Below are 22,438 nucleotides of genomic sequence, written 5' to 3' on the forward strand. Positions count from 1 at the left end.
AAGGCTTTCCCATTGTCACAACTGCCTATTGAAGGCGTGATGCCTGAGTTACTCTCGGGTGTTCGCGACTGCGCTCAACTGATCCTCAAAGCGGCCCCCGGCGCGGGTAAATCGACCCATTTCCCCTTACAGCTCGTCAAGCAAGGGGGGATCGCGGGCAAAATCATCATGCTAGAACCCAGAAGGCTGGCGGCGCGTAATATTGCGCGTTATTTGGCTCAGCAGTTGGGCGAGAGTGTTGGCCAGCGAATAGGATATCGAGTTCGTGGCGAAACTAAAGTGAGTGCCACAACCCAACTCGAGATAGTGACAGAAGGGATCCTGACTCGCATGATTCAGTCGGATCCTGAGTTGAACGGAGTGGATCTCATTCTGTTTGATGAGTTTCATGAACGCAGCATCCATACCGATACGGCACTTGCGTTTTGTATAGAGATTCAAGAAGCGCTGCGTGATGATCTTAAGTTAGTGGTGATGTCGGCAACGCTCGATCAAGCGGCGCTGTGTCGATTGCTTCCTGAGGCGCGTTATATCGAATCTCAAGGTCGAAGCTATCCAGTTGAGTTTCGCTATCAGCCTGGGAAAGCCAATGATCGCCTTGAAGAGCTAATGAGCAAGCAAATCGCTAGCTTAATGAATCAAGAGAGCGGCTCTCTGCTTGCATTTTTGCCTGGTGTGGCTGCCATTAAACGCGTGGAAGAAAGGCTGGCGGGCTTGCCTAAAGACATTCAAATTTGCCCCCTTTATGGCCAGTTAAACTTTGCTCAGCAGCAGATGGCGATTCAACCCGCGGAGCCCGGCAAGAGAAAAGTGGTGTTGGCAACCAATATTGCGGAGACCTCGTTGACCATTGAAGGCATACGTTTGGTGGTGGATTCGGGGCTTGAGCGGGTGGCCAAGTTCGACCTAAAAAGTGGCGTAACACGCCTAGAGCAAGTTCGTATTGCCAAATCTTCAGCCGAGCAACGAGCCGGTCGAGCAGGGCGTTTGGAAGCGGGCATTTGTGTGCGCTTATATAGTGAGAGCCAACTCAATCAGCAGCCGGATGTGCCCCCTGCGGAAATTCTTCATTCTGATTTGGCAAACCTAGCGCTTGAGCTCACCCAGTGGGGAGCGCAGGATGTGAATGATTTGCTCTGGCTCGACACTCCGCCAAAAAGTGCCATAGGGCAGGCGCGCTCCCTGTTGAGATCGTTGCATCTGCTCGATGAGAAGGGGCAACTGACCCAAGCAGGATCGCTTGCGGTGACGCTTGGGGTAGAGCCGCGTATTGCCGCGATGCTCTCGACGGCGAAAGCTCACCAATGTATTGATACTGGAGTGATGGTTGCGGCGCTGCTTGAAGAGCCCGAGCGTAATCAAGTCGATTTTTCTCACAGCGTCCATCGCTTTAAGCAAGGGAAACACGCCAAGCAACCTCTGGTTGAGCAGCGCGCGCGCGCTTTGGCGAAAAAATTATCGGCAGACTTTTCGTTGTCGCGCTGTGATGAATCCTTGGTCGCAATGTTGTTATCCAGTGCTTTTCCTGATCGCATTGCCAAGGCTCGAGACAATCAAGTCGGACGCTTTCTACTTGCCAATGGCCACGGCGGAGAAATGCGCATGGAAGAAGGGCTATCAAGTTGTGATTATATTGTGGCGATTGAACTGATGCGCAGCCACTCTGATTCTTCAACTATTTTCTCGGCGATCGAACTCGACATTCATCAACTTGAACAGATGTGCCCAGATGCGTTTATCGATCTGGATGTCGTTGATTGGGATGAACAAAAGGGACGCTTAGTCGCTGAGCGCCAGCAAAAGTTTGGTAAGCTCATTGTTTCAAAAGTGGCGCTTCCAGAACCATCAAACGAAAAAATGACGCAAGCTTTACTCAATTTTATTCGTCGTAAAGGCTTATCAGTATTAAATTGGACGCCAAAAAGTATCGCGGAGCTGGAGCGATTTCGTTGTGCGGCGGACTGGCTGCCTGAACACAATTGGCCTCAATTGTCGGATGCCGCTTTGCTTGAGCAACTCGATGTTTGGCTAGAGCCTTATTTGACGGGTGTGAGCTCGGTCAAAGCTCTTGGGAAAGTGGACGTTCTAGCAGCGTTGACGGCGTTTCTCGGTTGGCCGCTTAATCAAGAGATCGAAGAGTGGCTACCCACACATTACACATTACCGACAGGCACGAAGAAAGCGATTCGCTATCAACAAGGCCAAGAGCCTGTGCTCTCGGTAAGGATGCAAGAAGTCTTTGGTGAGCAAACTTCACCTCAAATTGCTCTTGGTCGAAAGACCATTGTGTTAGAGCTGCTGTCTCCAGCTCAGCGTCCTTTGCAAGTGACGCGGGATCTCGCCAGTTTTTGGCAAGGTGCCTATAAAGAGGTGCAAAAAGAGATGAAAGGGCGTTACCCGAAGCATGTCTGGCCTGACGACCCAGCAACTCATATCGCGACAACTAAGACCAAAAGACAGTTAAATCAGTAACCATGACCAAGAAAAACACCACTATGAGCAGCAAAGCGAAAACGACCAAAAAGCCTGCTCGCAAGCGTGCCAGTACGACAAAAAAACGCGCGCCAAAAGCCAAAGCTCAGCGAACATGGTTGAAAACCTTGTGGGGAATCAGTTGGAAGTTGGGGCTAGCAGGATTGGCCGTTTTACTGTTTGTCGGCATCTATTTAGATAGTGTGGTCAAACAGCGTTTTGAGGGGCAATTGTTTGACTTACCGACAGTGGTTTACGCGCGTATTTTACACTTAACACCCGGAGACGCGATTTCCATTCAAGAAGTGCGTAATGAGTTGGATGTGCTGAATTATCGAAAAGTGCGTCAACCTCGTTATCCCGGTGAGTACTCGTCCTCTTCGACCAAAATAGAGTTAATCCGTCGTCCGTTCGAGTTTACGGATGGACCAGAGCCAGATCGTCATGTGATGCTGCATTTCAATCAAGGCGAGTTAACGCGTATTGAGTCCCTCGAGCAAAAAGGTGACATGGGTTACCTTCGTATTGAGCCGAAAATGCTCGGTATGCTAGAAAAAAATCATGATGAGCAACGACTGTTTTTGCGTCGTGACCAGTTCCCTGAAGTGATGGTCGATGCGCTTCTTGTGACAGAAGATCGAAACTTCTACCAACATGATGGCGTGTCACCCTTAGCGATTGCGCGGGCATTGGTGGCCAACGTAAAAGCGGGTCGTACAGTACAAGGCGGCTCGACGTTAACTCAACAGTTAGCGAAAAACATCTTCCTTTCTAGCGACCGAACCTTGTGGCGTAAAGTTCGTGAAGCCTACATTGCGCTGATTCTCGATTATCGATACAGCAAAGATCGTATTCTTGAAGCTTATTTGAACGAAGTGTATTTAGGTCAGAGCCGTGGTGAGGCCATCCACGGGTTTGGTTTGGCATCGCGTCTGTATTTTGGTCAGCCCATCCAAGAGCTTCGTATTGACCAGCTTGCGCTGCTAGTCGGTATGGTTAAAGGACCGTCGTATTACAATCCAGTGCGCTTTCCTGAACGAGCGAAAGAACGACGCGATCTCGTCCTGCGCTTGATGATGCAGCAAGGTATCTTGAGTGCCAATCAGTTTGAAATGGCTGCGGATAGACCGCTTGATATCCAAGACAATCCACGTATCGCGAGCCGGCAGCCTGCGTATTTCCAGCAACTTAAAATCGAACTCAACCAAAAAGTCGGTGATGCGTTTCAATCGGATGTCGGTCTGAGAGTGTTTACGTCGCTCGACCCTGTGTCGCAACAAGAGTTAGAAGCCGCCATTGCCAAGAAAGTCCCCGAGCTAGGTAAAGTTGCGGGTAAATCACTGGAGGGCGCGGCGGTTGCAGTGGATCGTCATACCGGTGAAATCCGTGCGATGGTAGGTGGTAAACGAACCGGTTATGATGGATTTAACCGAGCGCTAAATGCCAGTCGACAAATCGGCTCACTGGCCAAACCGGCGGTCTACTTAACGGCCTTAGAGCAACCGGATAAGTATAATCTCGCGACCACTTTGAATGATAAACCGCTGAGCTTAAAAGGCAGCAAAGGCTCCGTTTGGTCCCCTCGCAACTACGATCGAAAATTCCGTGGCGATGTTCCACTCTACATGGCGTTGGCGAAGTCACTCAATGTGCCGACGGTTCAGTTGGGTATGCAGCTTGGCATTCCGAGCGTCGTCGATACGCTAGAAAAACTCGGTGTGGACAGAAACGAAGTACGTCCGGTGCCCTCGATGTTTTTGGGCTCGTTTACTCTGACGCCGTTCCAGGTGGCGCAGATGTATCAAACGCTGACTAACTCAGGGCGTCGCGCTGAGCTTTCGGCACTTCGCTCTGTGGTTGATCTTGATGGTCAGGTGCTATTCCAATCTCTACCGCGATCGTCACAAACGGTCGATCAACAAGCCGCTTGGCTCACCACCTACGCGATGAAGCGTGGAGTTTTGGAAGGCACGGGGCGTTATCTCAATAGTCAATTTGGCTGGGCGGCTCTTGCTGGCAAAACTGGGACCAGTAACGATACTCGCGACAGTTGGTTTGTCGGTGTTGATGGTCGCGAAGTGACGACGATTTGGCTTGGTCGAGACGATAACAAACCAACCAAACTGACAGGCTCAAGTGGCGCGTTGCGAGTGTATGCCGAATACCTGAAGCACCGCATTCCTGAGAAGCTAACACTACCTTGGCCGCAGAATGTTAGCACGGTAGGGTTCGCCAAATCTGCCCAAGGGAACTTGCAACTCGATTGTCAAAACTCGTTTAAATTGCCTATCTGGGATGCAAACGGAAAATTCAAACAACAGTGTGATGATCAACCTGCGCAATGGATAAAAAAACTATTCACATGGTAATCAGTGGGTTATAAGAATAGACTCGATTAACGCTCCATCACTTCATTAGCAAAAGGATTTTAGTGTGAAAAAACTGGCTATGTTGTTATTGGCTGGCTTGTGGTCAGTGTCTGCTTTGGCGCAGTCCGAATATCAAGAAAGCGAACACTCAGAACCGCGCACAAAAGTCGCAGTGGTGTTGGCGGGTGGTGGAGCAAAAGGTGCTGCGCATATTGGTGTCTTAAAGGCTCTGGAAGAGATGCGAGTGCCGGTTGATTTTATTACTGGTACCAGTATGGGCGCATATGTGGGTGGTTTGTACGCCACGGGGATGAGCGCTGATGAAATTGAAAGTTTCATCGATACGGTTGACTGGAACACTGGTTATCGCGACCGCGTGAATCGCAGTGAACGACGGGTGCGTGATAAAGAGTATGAAGACCGCTACCAACTGACCACCGATCTTGGTTTGCGTTGGGGAGAAATGCGGGCTCCGCGTGGTATTGTGCAAGGCCAGGGGATGCTCAAGATTTTGCGCGAAACAACGGGAAACTTACCGCCTTTCGTCTCTTTTGATGATTTAGCCATTCCTTATCGCTCTGTCGCAACCGATATTATCGAGCTGGAACCGGTCATTATCGGCAATGGCTATTTGGTTGATGCCATGATGGCGAGTATGTCGGTCCCAGGAGCACTCCCTCCGTATGAAGTGAATGGTCGCATGTTGGTCGATGGCGGAGTGACTAACAATATGCCCGTAGACGTTGCACGTGAACTTGGTGCAGACGTTGTGATCGCGGTGGATATCAGCACCGACTACAAAGAAGAAGATGACTTCACTACTTTTCTGACTGTGGCGGATCAATTGTCCAACTATCTGGTTCGTAGCACGACCAACCGTCAAGCCGAAACCCTCACTGACGACGACGTGTTCTTACGACCGGATGTGGGTGACATGGAGACCACCGAGTTCGATAAGATGCCTGAAGCCTTTCGCAAAGGCTACCAAGCCGCCATGCAAAATCGTGACTTGATTAAGCGCTACAGTTTATCTTCAGCAGACTACCAAAAATATGTGGATGACAAAGAAGATGCGCGCAGAAATCTTCGTTATGGCGATGAAATAGCCGTCGAAGATATCGTCATTAATAACAACAGTCACTACAGCAAAAAGTTATTGGAAAACCGCTTGGCATTGGAGCCTGGCAACACTTATTCAACGAAAGAGATTGAGCAAAGTGTGCAGGATTTGTATGCGCTCGATCGCTTTGAACTTGTCTCGTATCGTTATGATGAGGTAGACGGTAACGACACTCTGGTCATTGATGTGGATGAAAAATCCTGGGGACCAAACTACGTCAACTTCCGCTTTTTCCTTGAAGATGATTTTAGTACCGACAGTCAGTACTCAATTGGTATGTCGACTAATTTTACCGATTTGAATGTGCATGGGGCCGAGCTTCGAACCAACCTTGAAATGGGTACTGACAAGATGATCGAGGGAGAGCTGTACAGCCCGTTTCTCTCTGGACAGAAGACGTTTACCACATTTAAGTTGGCCTACACCAAAGAAAAGCGCAATGCCCCTTTCACAGGGTTTGAGGACACCTCGTTAGAAGCAACTGAAAACTATTTGCCCGTTTCTTACACCGAATGGGTAGCGGAAGCGGCCATCGGCTATCAGCAAACGCTATGGCGAGAACTAAAGTTTGGTGTCCGATACACCGATGGTGACGGTGAGCTGTCCAGTTTGCCTTTATTAGGAGATGTAAAATTTAAGCGGTTGGGGGCATTTGCCAATTATCGAATTGACACCTTAGACAGCTTTAGTTTGCCCACAGAAGGGATCTATTTAGATCTCAATTATCTGATATCTCGCGATAAAAGTGTTGGAACAACAGAGTTGGTGACCGATCAAAGGGTCGAAGACACATCGTATGAGATGAGTGGTGTGTTGAAGGCGGCGCACAGCTTTTCAAGACATACTTTGGTCGCAAATTTGGACATCGGTGTTGTCACCAGTAAAAACTCATCAGTACCGATTGATCCGCGAGAAATCGGCGGTTTCCTGCATTTGTCTGGTATTCCTCGTAATAGTTTGATCGGCCAAAACAAAGCCTTTGGTAGCGTGGTCTATCGATATCGATGGTTTGACAACGATTTTGGCTTGTTTACCTCACCGTTTTATATTGGCGCTTCCGCCGAATACGGTGGTGTCTGGTCTGATCCAGACTTGGACTACAATGATCTGCCTTTGTATATGGCAGGCTCTGTCTTTGCTGGTGTTGACTCACCCGTAGGACCCATTATGTTTGGTTATGGTCGAACCGAAAGAAACTATGATTCTTTCTACCTAATAATTGGCACAACATTTAAGTAAAAACGGGCTAAAGAGATGCACAATTGCGATTCTTAACTTGTGAGAATCAAAGGATTTAGTGCATAAAAATCATAAAACTTTAGTCTTAAGTTGCTATGTTGGTCAAAATGATGAGATTTTAATTTAACGTTAAATTTGCTATTCTACCGCCCACAGTTTGGCCTCTCTGGCGCTGTTTCTCACTCAGAACTGAATGAAAAATATGGCAAGGAGAGCCAAGTTTCCAAGGATGTTCACTCCCTTATATTTTTGAATAAATAGTAATAAGAGGGAGGAACCGCAATGAGAGGAAAAAGTCGTGCTTGAAGCCTACCGTAAACACGTCGCAGAGCGTGCTGCCGAAGGAGTTGTTCCTAAACCACTAGATGCCGAGCAAGTTGCAGGCCTTGTGGAACTTCTTAAAAATCCCCCACAAGGTGAAGAAGCGTTCATTCTTGACCTACTTGAGAATCGCATCCCACCAGGTGTTGACGAAGCGGCTTACGTAAAAGCCGGCTTTCTGACTGCAATCACAAAAGGTAAGGTATCGTCACCACTTGTGAGCAAAGAGAAAGCAGCTGAGCTATTAGGCACAATGCAAGGTGGTTACAACATTGAGCCACTCATCGCTCTGTTGGACGATGCAGCCCTAGCGCCTATCGCTGTGAAAGCACTATCTCACACGCTACTGATGTTTGATGCCTTCTATGACGTAGAAGAAAAAGCCAAAGCAGGTAATGAATTTGCTCAGCAAGTCCTACAATCTTGGGCAGACGCTGAGTGGTTTACCACGAAAGAGAAAGTTGCTGAAAAGATCACGGTTAAAGTATTCAAGGTGACCGGTGAAACGAACACCGATGACCTATCGCCTGCACCAGATGCGTGGTCTCGCCCAGATATTCCAGTACACGCGAAAGCAATGCTGAAGATGGAGCGTGAGGGTATTAACCCAGACCAGCCAGGCAGTGTTGGCCCAATTAAACAAATTGAAGAACTACAAAAAGACGGTATTCCACTGGCTTACGTTGGTGACGTTGTAGGTACAGGTTCTTCTCGTAAATCTGCGACTAACTCAGTGCTTTGGTTTATGGGTGAAGATATCCCATTCGTACCAAACAAGCGCACTGGTGGTATCTGTCTCGGCGGTAAAATTGCTCCTATCTTCTACAACACAATGGAAGATTCAGGTGCGTTACCTATTGAACTGAACGTTCAAGAGATGAACATGGGTGACGTGATCGACATCTACCCATATGAAGGTGTTGTCCGTAAAAATGGCGAAGAAATCTCTAGCTTTGAACTGAGCAAAGTACTGCTTGATGAAGTTCGTGCTGGTGGCCGTATTCCACTGATCATCGGTCGTGGTCTAACAAGCCGTGCTCGTGCATCTCTTGGTCTAGGTGAAACAGACCTATTTGCTAAGCCGATTGATCCTACTGCATCTGACAAAGGGTACACGCTTGCTCAGAAAATGGTGGGTAAAGCATGTGGCGTTGAAGGCGTGCGTGCAGGTCAGTACTGTGAGCCTAAGATGACCACAGTAGGTTCTCAAGATACAACCGGTCCTATGACTCGTGATGAGCTTAAAGACCTTGCGTGTCTGGGCTTCTCTGCTGATCTTGTGATGCAGTCTTTCTGTCACACGTCTGCGTATCCAAAGCCAGTCGATGTAAACACGCACCACACACTACCTGATTTCATTATGAACCGTGGCGGTGTATCGCTTCGCCCAGGTGATGGTGTAATCCACTCATGGCTAAACCGTATGCTTCTACCGGATACGGTAGGTACGGGTGGTGACTCGCATACTCGTTTCCCTCTCGGTATCTCATTCCCAGCAGGCTCTGGCTTGGTTGCGTTCGCAGCGGCGACTGGGGTAATGCCATTGGATATGCCAGAGTCAATTTTGGTGCGCTTTAAAGGTGAAATGCAGCCGGGTATCACGCTACGTGACCTTGTGCATGCGATTCCTTATTACGCAATCCAACAAGGTCTATTGACGGTTGAGAAAGCAGGTAAGATCAACGAATTCTCTGGTCGCGTACTAGAAATCGAAGGTGTTGAGCACCTAACCGTTGAGCAAGCATTCGAGCTGTCTGATGCTTCAGCAGAGCGTTCTGCGGCAGGCTGTACAGTGAAACTGTCTCAAGAGTCTATCGAAGAATACCTAAACTCAAACATCACTATGCTTAAGTGGATGATCTCGGAAGGTTACGGTGACCGTCGTACTATCGAGCGTCGTATCACGGCGATGGAAGAGTGGTTGGCAAACCCAGAGTTGATGGAAGCGGATGCGGATGCAGAATATGCACACATCATTGAAATCGACTTGGCTGAGATTGATCAACCTATCCTATGTGCACCAAACGATCCAGATGATGCTCGTCTTCTGTCTGAGGTTCAAGGCACACAAATTGATGAAGTCTTCATCGGTTCTTGTATGACTAACATTGGTCACTTCCGTGCGGCGGGTAAGCTGCTAGAGCAGTGGGGTGGTTCACTCGATACACGTCTATGGGTCGCGCCACCAACGAAGATGGACCGCGATCAATTGACAGAAGAAGGTTACTACGGGATTTACGGCCGCGCTGGTGTTCGTATCGAAACTCCTGGGTGTTCGCTATGTATGGGTAACCAAGCGCGCGTGGCAGACAAAGCAACTGTAATGTCGACATCAACGCGTAACTTCCCGAACCGCTTAGGTACCGGTGCTAATGTTTATCTAGCATCTGCTGAGCTGTCAGCAGTAGGTGCAATTCTAGGTAAGATTCCAACGAAGGAAGAGTACTTGGAATACGCGAAGCAAATCGATGCGACAGCAGCAGATACATACCGCTACTTAAACTTCCACAAAATGGAACAGTACACTAAGAAAGCGGCACAAGTGATCTTCCAAGAGCCAGCATAAATTGCGCTAGCCTTGTAAGTGATTGATAAAAAAGCGCTCACCTATCGGTGGGCGCTTTTTTATGTTGGGTTCGGTTGCGTCTCTATCGCGTCATCGTTCAGTAGTCTGTATACTGCCGCCCATTATGCAGGCTAGAAGGCAAAAGGCGTGTTATGGAGTTTGAATTCATTCGTAATACATTAATGGGAGAGTATTACGTCAAGTCGAGCATGGGGCATGAAATTGTCGGGCGTTGGTTGCAAGAAGAAGTTGGCAAGGATTGGGACAAGATAGCTCAAGTTGAACAGTTAACGGACCAAGCTCGGATGGAACCGCAAAAAGAACATCTACTTCTTGGTACTGAGATCAGCGTCAACATTCAGGGAGACGAGGTGATCGTTCAAGAGAATGTACTGACTCATGGTGATGAGATGGAGTCGGGGAGTGAGTTCGACTTTTATGACAGCGAAAGTACAGCAAGTTGTGGGTTGGAAGACTTTGAAGCACTCATCGAACAATGGAAAGAGTTTCTAACCACAAAGTAAATGCACAGCATTGGTGAGGTTTGACCACCTTGCTTTAATATTGGGAAAAGGGCGCACCATATCGGTGCGCCCTTTTTGCATTTCAGCAGCTGATTAAAGTTAAATTTCATAGTAATCAATAAGTTAAAAAGTTGGCACATACCTTGGATTGTATAAGACAAAAGGAAGACAGCTTCAGAGAGGATGCGATGAAACTTATAAATGCGATTATCAAACCGTTCAAATTAGACGATGTACGTGAGGCATTGGCCGATGTCGGCATCGAAGGGATGACAGTATCAGAGGTTAAAGGCTTTGGTCGTCAAAAAGGGCATACAGAGCTTTACCGAGGTGCAGAATATCAAGTGGATTTCTTACCAAAAGTAAAACTAGAGATAGCAACTCAAGCAGAGAATGTCGATCGCGTTATCGAAGCGATATCTAAAGCGGCGCACACTGGAAAAATCGGAGATGGAAAAATCTTTGTATACGACTTGAGCCAAGCGGTACGAATTCGTACTGGCGAAATGGATGCAGAAGCGCTTTAACAGCGATAAGAATTCGAAGGACTGGAGACAATAAGATGGAATTAACGACAACAGTAACGGAACTGCGTTACGCACTAGACACTTTTTTCTTCCTCATTTCAGGTGCGTTGGTCATGTGGATGGCCGCTGGCTTTGCCATGTTAGAAGCAGGTTTAGTTCGTTCAAAAAACACCACAGAAATTTTAACTAAGAACATCTGCTTATACGCGATTGCTTGTACCATGTTCTTGCTCGTTGGCTACAACATCATGTACGTTGACAATGGTGAAGGCGGCTGGTTGCCATCATTTGGTGCATTAATTGGCACTCAAGGCGAAGGAGCGGATCACTCACTAGAATCTGACTTCTTCTTCCAAGTGGTATTCGTTGCGACAGCCATGTCAGTTGTGTCAGGTGCGGTTGCCGAGCGCATGAAGCTTTGGTCATTCCTTATCTTTTCGGCAGTGTTAACGGCATTTATTTACCCAATGGAAGGTTACTGGACTTGGGGCGGTGGTTTCCTATCAGAAGCTGGCTTTAGTGACTTTGCCGGTTCAGGTATTGTTCATATGGCAGGTGCAGCAGCAGCGCTAGCCGGTGTTCTGCTGCTGGGTGCTCGTAAAGGTAAATACGGTAAAAATGGCGAAATCTACCCAATTCCAGGTTCAAACATGCCGCTTGCAACTTTGGGTACCTTCATCCTTTGGTTCGGTTGGTTTGGTTTCAACGGCGGCTCTCAACTGATGGTGTCAGACTTCGAGAACGCAACAGCAGTCGGTCAAATCTTCTTGAACACTAACGCAGCCGCGGCAGCCGGTGCCATTGCAGCACTACTTGTTTGTAAAACAACTTGGGGTAAAGCTGACCTAACCATGATTCTCAACGGTGCGTTGGCAGGTCTTGTGGCTATCACAGCAGACCCTCTATCGCCTTCGCCGCTGTACGCTGTGGCAATTGGTGCGGTATCTGGTGCACTCGTGGTGTTTAGCATCATCGCCCTTGATAAGCTCAAGATTGACGATCCAGTAGGTGCGATCTCTGTGCACGGTGTCTGCGGTTTCTTCGGCTTAATGGTTGTTCCACTAAGCAACAGCGATGCGACTTTCGGTGCTCAACTATTCGGTGCGGCAGTTATCTTTGCTTGGGTGTTCGGTGCGAGCCTAGCGGTTTGGGCGGTACTAAAAGCGACCATCGGTATTCGTGTTTCGGAAGATGAAGAGATGGAAGGTATGGATATGCATGACTGTGGTGTTGGTGCTTACCCAGAATTTGTCACGGTTAAGTAAGAACTCTAAATGTGACGTAACAAATACTTACAAATAAAACTATCAAAAACCTGCTCTGATGAGCAGGTTTTTTTGTTTCGCATCATTGTTTTCTAAACTATGATGAATATAATAACGCAACTGATAAACGTTATCATTACGAATACTAAAGGATTGAACCAATGAAAAAACTGCTAACTCTTTCAGCATTAGCATGTGCAACAATTGCACCTTCAGCAGCAATGGCAGCAGAAGAAGTGAACGTATACTCTTACCGCCAGCCGTTCCTAGTTGAGCCAATGTTCAACGAGTTCACGAAAGAGACTGGTATCAAAGTAAACGTGAAGTTTGCTAAGAAAGGTCTAGCAGAGAAGTTGGCTCAAGAGGGCGAGTACAGCCCTGCTGACGTGATTCTTACGGTTGATATCAGCCGCCTAGCAGAGCTAACTAACAAAGATCTTGTTCAAGCAGTACAAAGTGACGTTCTAGAAAAGAACATTCCTGCACAATACCAAGACACTGAAAACGAGTGGTTTGCTCTAACAACTCGTACGCGCAGCGTCTACTCTTCACGTGACCGTGTTGGTCGTCTAGGTGAAGAGTTCAACTACGCAGATCTAGCTAAGCCTGAATTCAAAGGTAAAATCTGTACTCGTAGCGGTAAGCACCCATACAACGTATCTCTAGTGTCTTCAATGATTGCTCACAAAGGTGAAGCGGAGACAAAAGAGTGGCTAGAAGGCGTTAAAGCAAACCTAGCACGCAAGCCTCAAGGTAATGACCGTGCACAAGTTAAAGCAATCAAAGAAGGTCTATGTGACGTTTCTCTTGGTAACAGCTACTACCTAGGTAAGATGGTGAATGACGCTGAGCAGAAAGCGTGGGCAGATGCAGTTTACATCAACTTCCCGAACCAGAAGACAACAGGCACTCACGTAAACATCTCCGGTATGGCGATGGCTAAGTACTCTCCAAATAAAGAGAACGCAGTGAAGCTGATGGAATTCCTATCTGGTGACAAAGCGCAAAGCATGTACGCAGAAGTAAACTACGAGTACCCAGTTAAAGAAGGTGTTAAGCGCTCTGAGCTAGTAGCATCTTGGGGTGACTTCAAAGCAGATACAATTTCTCTAGACGAGATCGCTGATCATCACGAAGCAGCAATCAAACTTCTAGACGAAGTTAAATTCGACCTTTAATAGTCATTTAGCGGGTCAATAAACCTCGCTAGAATACAGCCTCAAGTCGCTCTTTTATCAGGGTTACTTGAGGTTGTTTGTTTTTATGGGTATAACTACCCCTAAACTATTAAAGGGATATGAGATGTATTTGCAACTGCATTTATGTTTCATACGGCCTCGTTGTAATTAGGCGATGAAAGAAAAAAATTACCTATGGAAAACCAGTAGTGGAGTGCTTGCTTTGCTACTGGTTTTGCCGATCTTGGCAATATTCACAACCGCAGTCGGTGAGACAAACGAACTGTTTTCTCACTTGATGTCGACGGTGATGCCCACTTATGCCTTTAACACGATCGTATTAGTGTTAGGGACGATGACATTGTCTTTGTTACTTGGCATTCCTTCTGCTTGGTTTATGGCAATGTGTCGCCTACCGAGCGAACGAGTTCTCCAGTGGGCACTGGTACTACCGCTCGCGATGCCTGGCTATATCGTTGGTTATATATTTACCGATTGGTTTGATTTTGCTGGCCCAGTCCAGATCCTATTGCGTGACTTAACAGGATGGGGGCCAGGAGAATATTGGTTTCCAGATATTCGAACTCTCACTGGCGCCATTATCGTCCTTTCATTAGTTCTTTATCCTTACGTATATTTGCTGTGCCGAGCGGCATTTATGGAACAAAACGTGTCACTACTCCAATCAGCACGTCTATTGAAATGTTCACCTTGGGAGAGCTTTCGTCGTATATCGCTGCCACTTGTTAGACCATCAATTGCGGTCGGTCTCTCTTTGGTCGCCATGGAAACGATTGGTGACTTTGGCACTGTAAGCTATTTTGCGGTAAATACCCTGACTACGGCGGTGTATGATACTTGGCTTGGCTACTCTAGCTTGACCGCGGCAGCGAAAATCTCTGCCATTATGCTGGTGGTTGTCATTTTACTTCTTAGTGCAGAGCGCTACAGTCGTCGTAAGCAAAAGCTATTTCAAAATCAATTTAGTAGTCGAGAAGATTTCCGTTACCAGCTCTCTGGTTGGAAAAAGTGGTTTGCGTTGGCATGGTGCTGGGGCTTGGTCTCTATCGCGTTTATATTCCCGCTCGGTCAGTTGATTATCTATGCCTACAAATACTTCGCTCAAAGTTGGACCGCTGAGTTTCGTGAGTATGCGTTGAACAGCTTATATGTCTCTTTGACCGCTGCATTTTTTGGTGTTCTCGTCGCATTGATTGTGAATTTCTGTCAGCGTGTAAGCCCAGGAAGAAAAAGTCTTGCTTTCATGCGTTTGTCCTCGATGGGCTACGCTGTGCCGGGTACGGTGCTAGCCATTGGGGTAATGGTTCCTGTGCTATTTATGGATCATTTTGTCAACGATGTGGCTAAAATGATGGATTGGGGACGTCCTGGGCTCATATTCTCAGGCTCTATGTTTGCGATTATCTTTGCTATGGTGGTGCGCTTTTCTGCGGTGGCGATTGGTAGCGTCGAAAGTAGCTTGAGTAAAGTATCCCCGTCGCTGGATATGGCATCGAGAACCATGGGGTGCAACTCTAACACCATGTTATGGCGCGTGCATTTCCCACTCGTGCGCCGTGGCGCCTTGATTGCGGCATTACTGGTGTTTATTGAGTCCATGAAAGAGCTAAACGCTGCACTGTTGTTGCGTCCCTTCAATTTTGAAACACTCGCCACCTATGTTTATAACTTTGCCTCTGATGAGCATTTAGAGCTAGCGGCGTTGCCGGCTGTGCTGCTCGTTTTGGTGGGTTTAGTCCCGTTAGTTATAGTTAACCGTTCACTGGAGCATTCACACTGATGAGCTGCGCATTATCGATTCGAAACCTCACGTGCAAATATGACGAGCAAACTACAGTGTTAGAGTCATTGTCGCTGGAAGTGGAACAAGGCGAAATCGTCTGTTTGCTGGGTGCCAGTGGTTGCGGGAAGACAACATTATTGAAAGCCATCGCGGGTTTGTTGCCATTAAGCTCAGGAACCATGAGCTTAAACTGCATGCTGATTGATGATGGCAAAAACTGGCTTCCACCAGAGCAGCGTAACATTGGCATGATCTTTCAAGATTACGCGTTGTTTCCTCATTTAACGGTATCGCAAAATGTTGCCTTTGGTCTGCGTGATTTGCCGCACGATCAGCAACAGTCAAAAGTGAATGAGATGCTAGAGCTGGTTCATCTTGATGGTTATGCTGAACGCTACCCACATCAACTTTCCGGCGGCCAGCAACAGCGTGTGGCTATCGCTCGTTCGCTAGCGTACAAACCCGATCTGCTCTTACTCGATGAGCCATTTTCAAACATTGATACTCAAGTTCGTCATGAGCTGATTGGCGAGATCCGCAAAATCTTCAAAAAGCAGGGCGTGACGGCCATTTTTGTGACTCACAGTCGTGAGGAGGCGTTTGCCTTTGCTGACAAGATGGCGGTGATGAATCACGGTGTGATTGAGCAATATGGCACAGCGAGTGAGCTCTACTATCAACCCTCTAGCAAGTTCGTTGCTGATTTCTTGGGTGGTGGAAGCTACCTATCTGCGACTCGTGCATCAGAGTCTGAGTACGAAACGCAGTTGGGTTTGGTAGAAGCGATGGCGCAACAAGACATCTCTATCGGTGAGCATTGCGAACTATTACTTCGTCCGCAACATGTACAAATCAGTGCAGCAGAAGAGAGCAGTGTCACAGTGCTTGAGCAGCAATTTATGGGTGATCATTGTCGTTATGTGATTGATGCAAGCGGCCAGAAGTTGATCGCCAGCTCTGCAGAACCACTCACAATCGGTCAACAGGTCTCAGTGAAGGTTGAAACGCAGGGGGTCCTTGCTTTTTAGTTAACCAGATAAAAAAGCCCAGCTCGAAAGCTGGGCAAGTGTTCTTCACCTATAGGGACGGAGTTGACACTCCGTTAAAGTTGCAAGAAGTTTTTCACTTGCTGAAGAACACATTCTGCAGTTTCTTTATCTTCCATTTCGGCAAAGATACGCAGTAAAGGCTCTGTGCCTGAGAAGCGAGCAATGACCCAACCGCCATTCTTGAAGTAGACTTTTGCACCGTCTTCATAGCTGACTTTATCGATCTCAAAGTCAAACTCAGGCAGCTGTTTCTCAACGTAGATTTTGTTGTACAGTGCCTCTTTCTCCGCTGGTTTGAATTTACAGTCTCCCTCTGCTGTATAGGCATAGCCGTACTTGCCGTAAATTTCGTCAAGCAACTCAGATAGTTTCTTGCCTGTAACAGAAATCATTTCGACCAATAAGCTCGATGCAAATACGCCATCTTTGCCCTTGATATGCCCACGAATGGTTAAACCGCCCGAGCTTTCGCCACCAATCAGTGAATCGTCAGCTTCCATTTGTGAACTGATGTGTTTAAACCCAACGGGAACTTCGAACGATTTTTCACCGTGATCTGCAGCGATTTTATCTAAAATATGCGTCGTAGCGATGTTACGAACCACCGAGCCCGTCCAGCCTTTGTACTCTAACAAGTAGTAGTACAACAGAATGAGCACTTCATTTGGGTGAATAAAGTTGCCTTTTTCATCAATGATTCCGAGTCGGTCAGCATCACCATCGGTGCCGATACCAATATCGTAGCCTTCGGCGGCGACAAGATGTTTGAGACGATAAAGCGTTGCTGCACTTGGTGACGGCATTAAGCCACCGAAGTCTGGGTTTTTGCCGTCATTGATTACGTCAACATCACAGCGGCCATTGATCAGTACCGTCTGCAGCGCGTTTTTCGCAACGCCGAACATAGGATCGATAAGAACGCGTAAGTTGGCCTTCTTGATCGCTTCAATGTCGATAAAGTCGATGATCGAGTCTACAAACTCGTTCATTGGGTTGATGATTTGAATCAGTTTGTCTTCAACTGCCTGTTCAAAATCAACGCTTTTTACCTCTTGCGCAGTTAGCGTAGCGATTTGTGACTCGATTTTTTGGGTGATGATTTCATCTGCGTCACGACCGCCTTCAATGAAGACTTTAATGCCGTTGTAATCGGCAGGGTTGTGCGATGCGGTAATACATGCCGAGTACGCGCAGCCCATTTCCTTCGCTTTAAACATTACGATAGGCGTTGGGACAAATTTGTCGATAAAGCTAACGACAATGCCGTTTGCTGCTAGAACTTCAGCAAACCAACGACCAGCTTTATCAGAAAGAAAGCGTCGGTCATAGCCAATCACAAAGCCGCGATCAGCAACCGATTCGTTATTCGTGATGTTTGCGACTGCTTGAGCCACCAAACGTACATTATCTTTGGTGAACTCCTCACCAATAAATGCACGCCAGCCGCCTGTACCAAATTTGATCATGATTCGATCCTCGATAAGAGCGGCATCCCGCCGCTTCTTAAATCTTTGCTAGCGAACCGATGCACTTATTAAACTCAGTGCATCGGATAAATCAAAAGGGGAGAAGCTCTCCCCTAAAAGATGATTAACCTAGAGTAACGATAACTTCGTTTACTGAACCTTCCGCTTGAACTGGCACAGATACACCATTTACTGCTTCACCGTTCACGGTAATCGACTTAACGCCTTTGCTTACTGAATCAGGGTTAACCACTTTGATGTTGTACGTTGCACCTAGCCATTGACGAGTCACTTCGAAACCAGGCCAGCTCGTTGGAATACAAGGATCGATAGTCAGACCATCGAAGCCTGTACGCACACCAAGGATAAAGTTAGTTACCGCGAAGTAAGCCCAGCCAGATGTGCCTGTTAACCATGGGTGGTTTGCACGACCGTGGTCTTGGTGGTCACGACCCATGATGAACTGAACATATGAGTATGGTTCTGCAATACGTTTTTCGATGATGTCGTTCTGGTTGTATGGGTTTAGTGCATCATAGAACTTCATTGCACGGTCACCACGGCCTAACTTCGCTTCTGCTACCCATGCCCATGGGTTTGGATGCGAGAAGATAGCGCCGTTCTCTTTTACGCCTTGGTAAACGCGAGTTACGAATCCGATATCATCGTTTGGCGTTGCGAATGATGGTGAGTTTAGGTGTAGGCCGTACTCAGAGAATAGGTTCTCGTCTACTGCGTCCATCGCTTTCTCACCGCGCTCTTGAGATACCGCACCAGAAAGTACCGCAAGTGTGTTTGACTCTAGGTGTACACGGCCTTCTGCTTGTTGCGCTGTACCGATCTTGTCACCATTTTTCGTCAGACCACGGATGTACCAACCGCCTTCGTCGTCCCAAAGATGTGTTTCACACGCTTCACGAACGTTTGCTGCCATTTCCGTGTATTTCTCAACGTCTGCATCTTTACCCAAGTATTGCGCTAGGTCGATGAACTCTTGCAGTGCCCAGAAGTGTAGGAACGACACCATTGAAGATTCACCACCACCTAGGTTTAGACAGTCGTTCCAGTCTGCGCGCAGACCTTTACAAATACCGGTTTGACCGACGTATTCAGCTGAGAAGTCTAGCGCGGCTTTCATGTGGTCATAAACCGTTGCATCGCCACCGTCAGCGTAAGGGATCACTTCGTCAAAGAAGCTGTGCTCACCCGTTTCCATCACGTACTTACAGATGGTTGGAACTAGCCATAGATGATCATCAGAACAGGTGTCTTCGATACCGTGGATCTTGTCTTCATCAGAAGGTGTTGGAACTACGGTTGGTGATTTCGATGGTTTAACGTCAGCTTTCTCTGGATCGAACCAATCTGGATCGAATAGGTGTAGACCGTAACCCGCTTTCACCTGACCGCGTAGCAGGTCAACGATACGTTTACGCGTCATTGCAGGGTTAGCATGAGGAACTGAGATTGCATCTTGCGCTGTATCGCGGTAACCAAGACCAGTACGACCGCCCACCTCGATGAATGAAGCAAAACGAGACCACACCACACAAGTTTCTGCTTGGTATAAGGTCCAAGCGTTGATCATGGTATCTAGACCTTCGTTTGGTGATTTTACTTGGAACTTGCCACAACGCTCATCCCAGTGTGCTTTGATACCCGCAAACGCATTATCAACTTCAGCAAGGTCTTGGTATTTAGCACGTAGACGCTTACCGTTGCCTTTACCGATACCTAGAATGTAAGCAAAGCGAACTTCTTCACCCGGTTGGATAGTAAATTGCTTATGTAGAGAGCCACAGTGGTTGTAACACGTTTGTGCTGTGTTGAAACACTTACCTTGTTCTACCGCTAACGGGTTTGCTTCGTCACGGTACAGACCAAGGAAGCTGTCACGTTGACCGTCGTATGAATCTGGGTCAAATGTTGATGCTAGGTAGTAGAAGCCTTCGAAATCGTTGGTGTTGTAGTACAGGTCGTACTCAATCACGCCTTCGTTGTATGAGGTGCCCGCAGAGTAGAGAGACATCTGATGGTTTTGGTTATCAGATTGAATGTGGCTGAATGAGAATTCAACAAATGAGAATGCGCTGATCGTACGTGGTTTATCTGAGGTGTTTTTAATCACCACATCCCAGATTTCTGCGTCTTCGCCTTTTGGTACGAACAGCGTTTTTTCAGCTTCAATACCGTTGTATTCACACTTAAATTTAGAGTAAGACAAGCCATGGCGAACTTCGTAGTTTGCTTCGTCTAGGCTTTTCGCTACTGGTTGCCAAGAGATTGACCAGTAGTCACCTGTCTCATCATCACGCAGGTAAACGTAGTGTCCTGGGCGATCGAATGTCGCGTTAGGACGGAATTTAGTAACACGGTTATATTCAGGTGAATTGTAGAAAGAGTATCCCCCAGCATTGTGAGAGATGACTGTACAGAACTTCTCTGTGCCCAAGTAGTTTGTCCATGGCGCAGGTACGTCTGGTCGAGTGATGACGTATTCACGATTGTCGTTATCGAAATAGCCGTATTTCATGTTAATTTCCTTTTTACCAAGCTACCACTTTGGTAGCCAAAACTTTAAAGCTAGTGAAAACTGTTAATGACGAGTCATTAATCCAGATGTTATTTCCAAGGTTGGCGATACTGGACGCCTTGCCGCTCAAGAAGTGGCAAGTGTCCTTTTAGCCGGGATAAATAATCTTCCCAATTACGTTGAGGCTTGTTTGTCCAACAGGCTTCTGCCATGGCCGTCAAACGAGGGAAGACCATGTAGTCCATGCGTTGTTGTGTGTTAATGATTTCGCACCAAAGCGCACATTGAATACCGAGAATGCGTTTTCTTACAGGATCGCTATCAGGGATTTCTGCGAGAGGTTCATATCGATACGCATTTTCTAGAGGGATGACGGCAGCCCAATCGACGCCAGGCTCTTCAGGAGAGTAATCTTGGGTCATATCGAGGTACGTTGACTGACCTGGTTGGAGAATCACATCGAAGCCCTGTTTCGCACAATTCAGTGCGGCTTCTTCGCTCAACCACGAGTAAATGACGGTATCCTTGCTCACCTTGTTGCCATGTTGAGCTTCTTCCCAACCCACCATTCGTTTACCAAGAGTGCGCAGTTTTTTCTCTGCATAACGCAGGAGATGACCTTGCAACTCTTTTGCGCTCTGATAGTCGCGATCAGCCATGAGCTTTTGACATGCAGGGCTTTCAAGCCACACGCCATCAGGTACCTCATCGGCACCGATATGGATCCATTGAGAAGGGAATAGCTCCGCGACCTCTTCCAGAACGGTATCTAAAAACTCATAGGTACCCGGTAAACCTGGGTTTAGCACATTGTCTGTGTAGTGCTGTATGCTGCGAAACTGAGAGCGGTCCTCGTTATCTTGCAGTAGATGAGGTAAAGACTTAATCGCGGCTCGACAGTGGCCAGGAATATCTATCTCAGGGATCACCGTGATGCCGCGCTCCGCAGCGTAAGCAATCACTTCTTTCACTTGTTGTTGTGAATAGTACCCGCCATACACACTGTTTAAGTGGCTGTATTGAGGGACGATTGGTGTACCAGTCCCACGGTAAGCACCAATTTCGGTTAATTGAGGGTAGGCTTTGATTTCTAGTCGCCAACCTTCATCGTCCGTTAGGTGCCAATGGAAAGTGTTGAACTTGTAATGTGCAAGATGATTGATGAGACGCTTCACTCGCTCTATCGGATGAAAATGGCGAGCGCAATCGAGCATCATACCGCGGTACTTAAAGCGCGGGGTGTCGCAAATCTTGATATAAGGAATCGATAAAGTTTGGTCTTGATTAACTTGAGTCAGCTGCAGCAAGGTCGCGCTTGCGTGGACAAAACCGATACTTGAGCCTGCTTCTAGGCGAACACCAGATCCTGAGACAGTCAGCTGATATTCTCCCTCATCCAGCGTTGGGTTATTACGATATAAAATGTCACTCTGACCAATGGTTTGAACCTCAAAGTTAAACAGCTGGAAGAGTTCTTGTTGTAGCCAAGTCGCCGCCGTTTCGGCTAAAGAGGCTTGCAGTGTGATTTGGCTTGAGGCCGATAAATGGAAATGGCCATCATGCTGCTCTATATGATTTGGTTTTGGGATCAAGGCTAGATCGGAGGCAATGGTCTCCGGCAGTTCACTACGCTCTCGGTACGGAGAGGCCAATACGATAGGCGTTAGAGTCGCCGGGTAGGTAACTGTGCCTTCATCTGTAGTAATGAGCGCGTCTTTAAGTCCATCAGTGTAAAAACGCAGTGGCGCAGTCCCAATGCTAAACTCGCAGTAGTAGTGCTGGTTAGCCGTCAAGATAGGCGTGTCGGGAGTAACGCGACAGAAACTGCCGACTTGTTCAACCGAACCATGAGTAAAGCTATCTGGCTGGATATAGCGATCGATGATGAACTGGAGCTGCCAGTTTGTCAGATCTTGATCGGTTAAATTGTGTACCGTTAAGCCAAAGCGGCAGAATTGTTTCTGCTCAGATAAAACGGCGAGTTCGACACGAAAGCTCATAGTTT

Annotated in this window: 13 protein-coding genes; 10 read left to right on the forward strand and 3 right to left on the reverse strand. The window is 47.4% G+C overall.

The features are described 5' to 3' along the window. The first annotated feature begins 12 nt into the window (after positions 1 to 12). The 10 genes from hrpB (at position 13) to U9J37_RS14020 (ending at position 16,413) form a co-directional block, all read left to right on the forward strand. Positions 13 to 2,472 (forward strand): ATP-dependent helicase HrpB, encoded by a 2,460-nt coding sequence (gene hrpB / locus U9J37_RS13975; RefSeq protein ID WP_005475670.1) that lies wholly within the window; start codon positions 13 to 15, stop codon positions 2,470 to 2,472. 2 nt (positions 2,473 to 2,474) lie between these two features. After that, the gene (mrcB, locus tag U9J37_RS13980; protein ID WP_322413842.1) at positions 2,475 to 4,841 is read left to right on the forward strand and encodes a penicillin-binding protein 1B; all 2,367 of its coding nucleotides are present in this window, start codon (positions 2,475 to 2,477) and stop codon (positions 4,839 to 4,841) included. A 79-nt stretch (positions 4,842 to 4,920) separates the two neighbouring features. Further along, positions 4,921 to 7,200 carry a patatin-like phospholipase family protein gene (locus tag U9J37_RS13985; protein WP_043887358.1) on the forward strand — a complete coding sequence of 760 codons (2,280 nt, stop codon included), beginning with the start codon at positions 4,921 to 4,923 and terminating at the stop codon, positions 7,198 to 7,200. A gap of 298 nt (positions 7,201 to 7,498) precedes the next feature. Further along, on the forward strand, positions 7,499 to 10,087 hold the full coding sequence (gene acnB, locus U9J37_RS13990) for a bifunctional aconitate hydratase 2/2-methylisocitrate dehydratase (RefSeq protein ID WP_005475693.1): 2,589 nt from the start codon (positions 7,499 to 7,501) through the stop codon (positions 10,085 to 10,087). A gap of 152 nt (positions 10,088 to 10,239) precedes the next feature. Continuing rightward, positions 10,240 to 10,611 carry a YacL family protein gene (locus tag U9J37_RS13995; RefSeq protein ID WP_038137600.1) on the forward strand — a complete coding sequence of 124 codons (372 nt, stop codon included), beginning with the start codon at positions 10,240 to 10,242 and terminating at the stop codon, positions 10,609 to 10,611. A 188-nt stretch (positions 10,612 to 10,799) separates the two neighbouring features. Then, positions 10,800 to 11,138 (forward strand): P-II family nitrogen regulator, encoded by a 339-nt coding sequence (gene glnK / locus U9J37_RS14000; protein WP_038137591.1) that lies wholly within the window; start codon positions 10,800 to 10,802, stop codon positions 11,136 to 11,138. Positions 11,139 to 11,173: 35 nt separating this feature from the next. Further along, positions 11,174 to 12,403, forward strand: a complete 1,230-nt coding sequence (locus U9J37_RS14005) for an ammonium transporter AmtB (RefSeq protein ID WP_038137588.1) — start codon at positions 11,174 to 11,176, stop codon at positions 12,401 to 12,403. A 161-nt stretch (positions 12,404 to 12,564) separates the two neighbouring features. Then, positions 12,565 to 13,581: a Fe(3+) ABC transporter substrate-binding protein gene (locus U9J37_RS14010; protein ID WP_038137585.1), complete on the forward strand. Its 1,017-nt coding sequence runs from the start codon at positions 12,565 to 12,567 to the stop codon at positions 13,579 to 13,581. Positions 13,582 to 13,756: 175 nt separating this feature from the next. Next, entirely contained in the window at positions 13,757 to 15,382 is a 1,626-nt protein-coding gene (locus U9J37_RS14015) for an ABC transporter permease (RefSeq protein ID WP_005474304.1), read from the forward strand. Next, entirely contained in the window at positions 15,382 to 16,413 is a 1,032-nt protein-coding gene (locus U9J37_RS14020; protein WP_039477837.1) for an ABC transporter ATP-binding protein, read from the forward strand. The genes U9J37_RS14015 and U9J37_RS14020 overlap by 1 nt, the downstream gene beginning before the upstream one ends. A 74-nt stretch (positions 16,414 to 16,487) precedes the next feature. Here U9J37_RS14020 and U9J37_RS14025 read toward each other — a convergent pair whose 3' ends face one another. From U9J37_RS14025 to U9J37_RS14035, 3 genes are all read right to left on the reverse strand, one after another. Next, a complete protein-coding gene (locus U9J37_RS14025; protein ID WP_005474260.1) occupies positions 16,488 to 17,900 on the reverse strand; it encodes a phosphoglucomutase/phosphomannomutase family protein in 1,413 nt (470 codons plus the stop codon). 124 nt (positions 17,901 to 18,024) lie between these two features. Then, on the reverse strand, positions 18,025 to 20,433 hold the full coding sequence (locus U9J37_RS14030; protein WP_005474317.1) for a glycoside hydrolase family 94 protein: 2,409 nt from the start codon (positions 20,431 to 20,433) through the stop codon (positions 18,025 to 18,027). A gap of 89 nt (positions 20,434 to 20,522) precedes the next feature. Continuing rightward, positions 20,523 to 22,433 (reverse strand): beta-N-acetylhexosaminidase, encoded by a 1,911-nt coding sequence (locus tag U9J37_RS14035; RefSeq protein ID WP_005474249.1) that lies wholly within the window; start codon positions 22,431 to 22,433, stop codon positions 20,523 to 20,525. Between the last annotated feature and the right edge of the window lie 5 nt (positions 22,434 to 22,438).

This window comes from Vibrio sp. 16, from assembly GCF_963681195.1.
In the GTDB taxonomy this organism is placed as follows: domain Bacteria; phylum Pseudomonadota; class Gammaproteobacteria; order Enterobacterales; family Vibrionaceae; genus Vibrio; species Vibrio sinaloensis_D.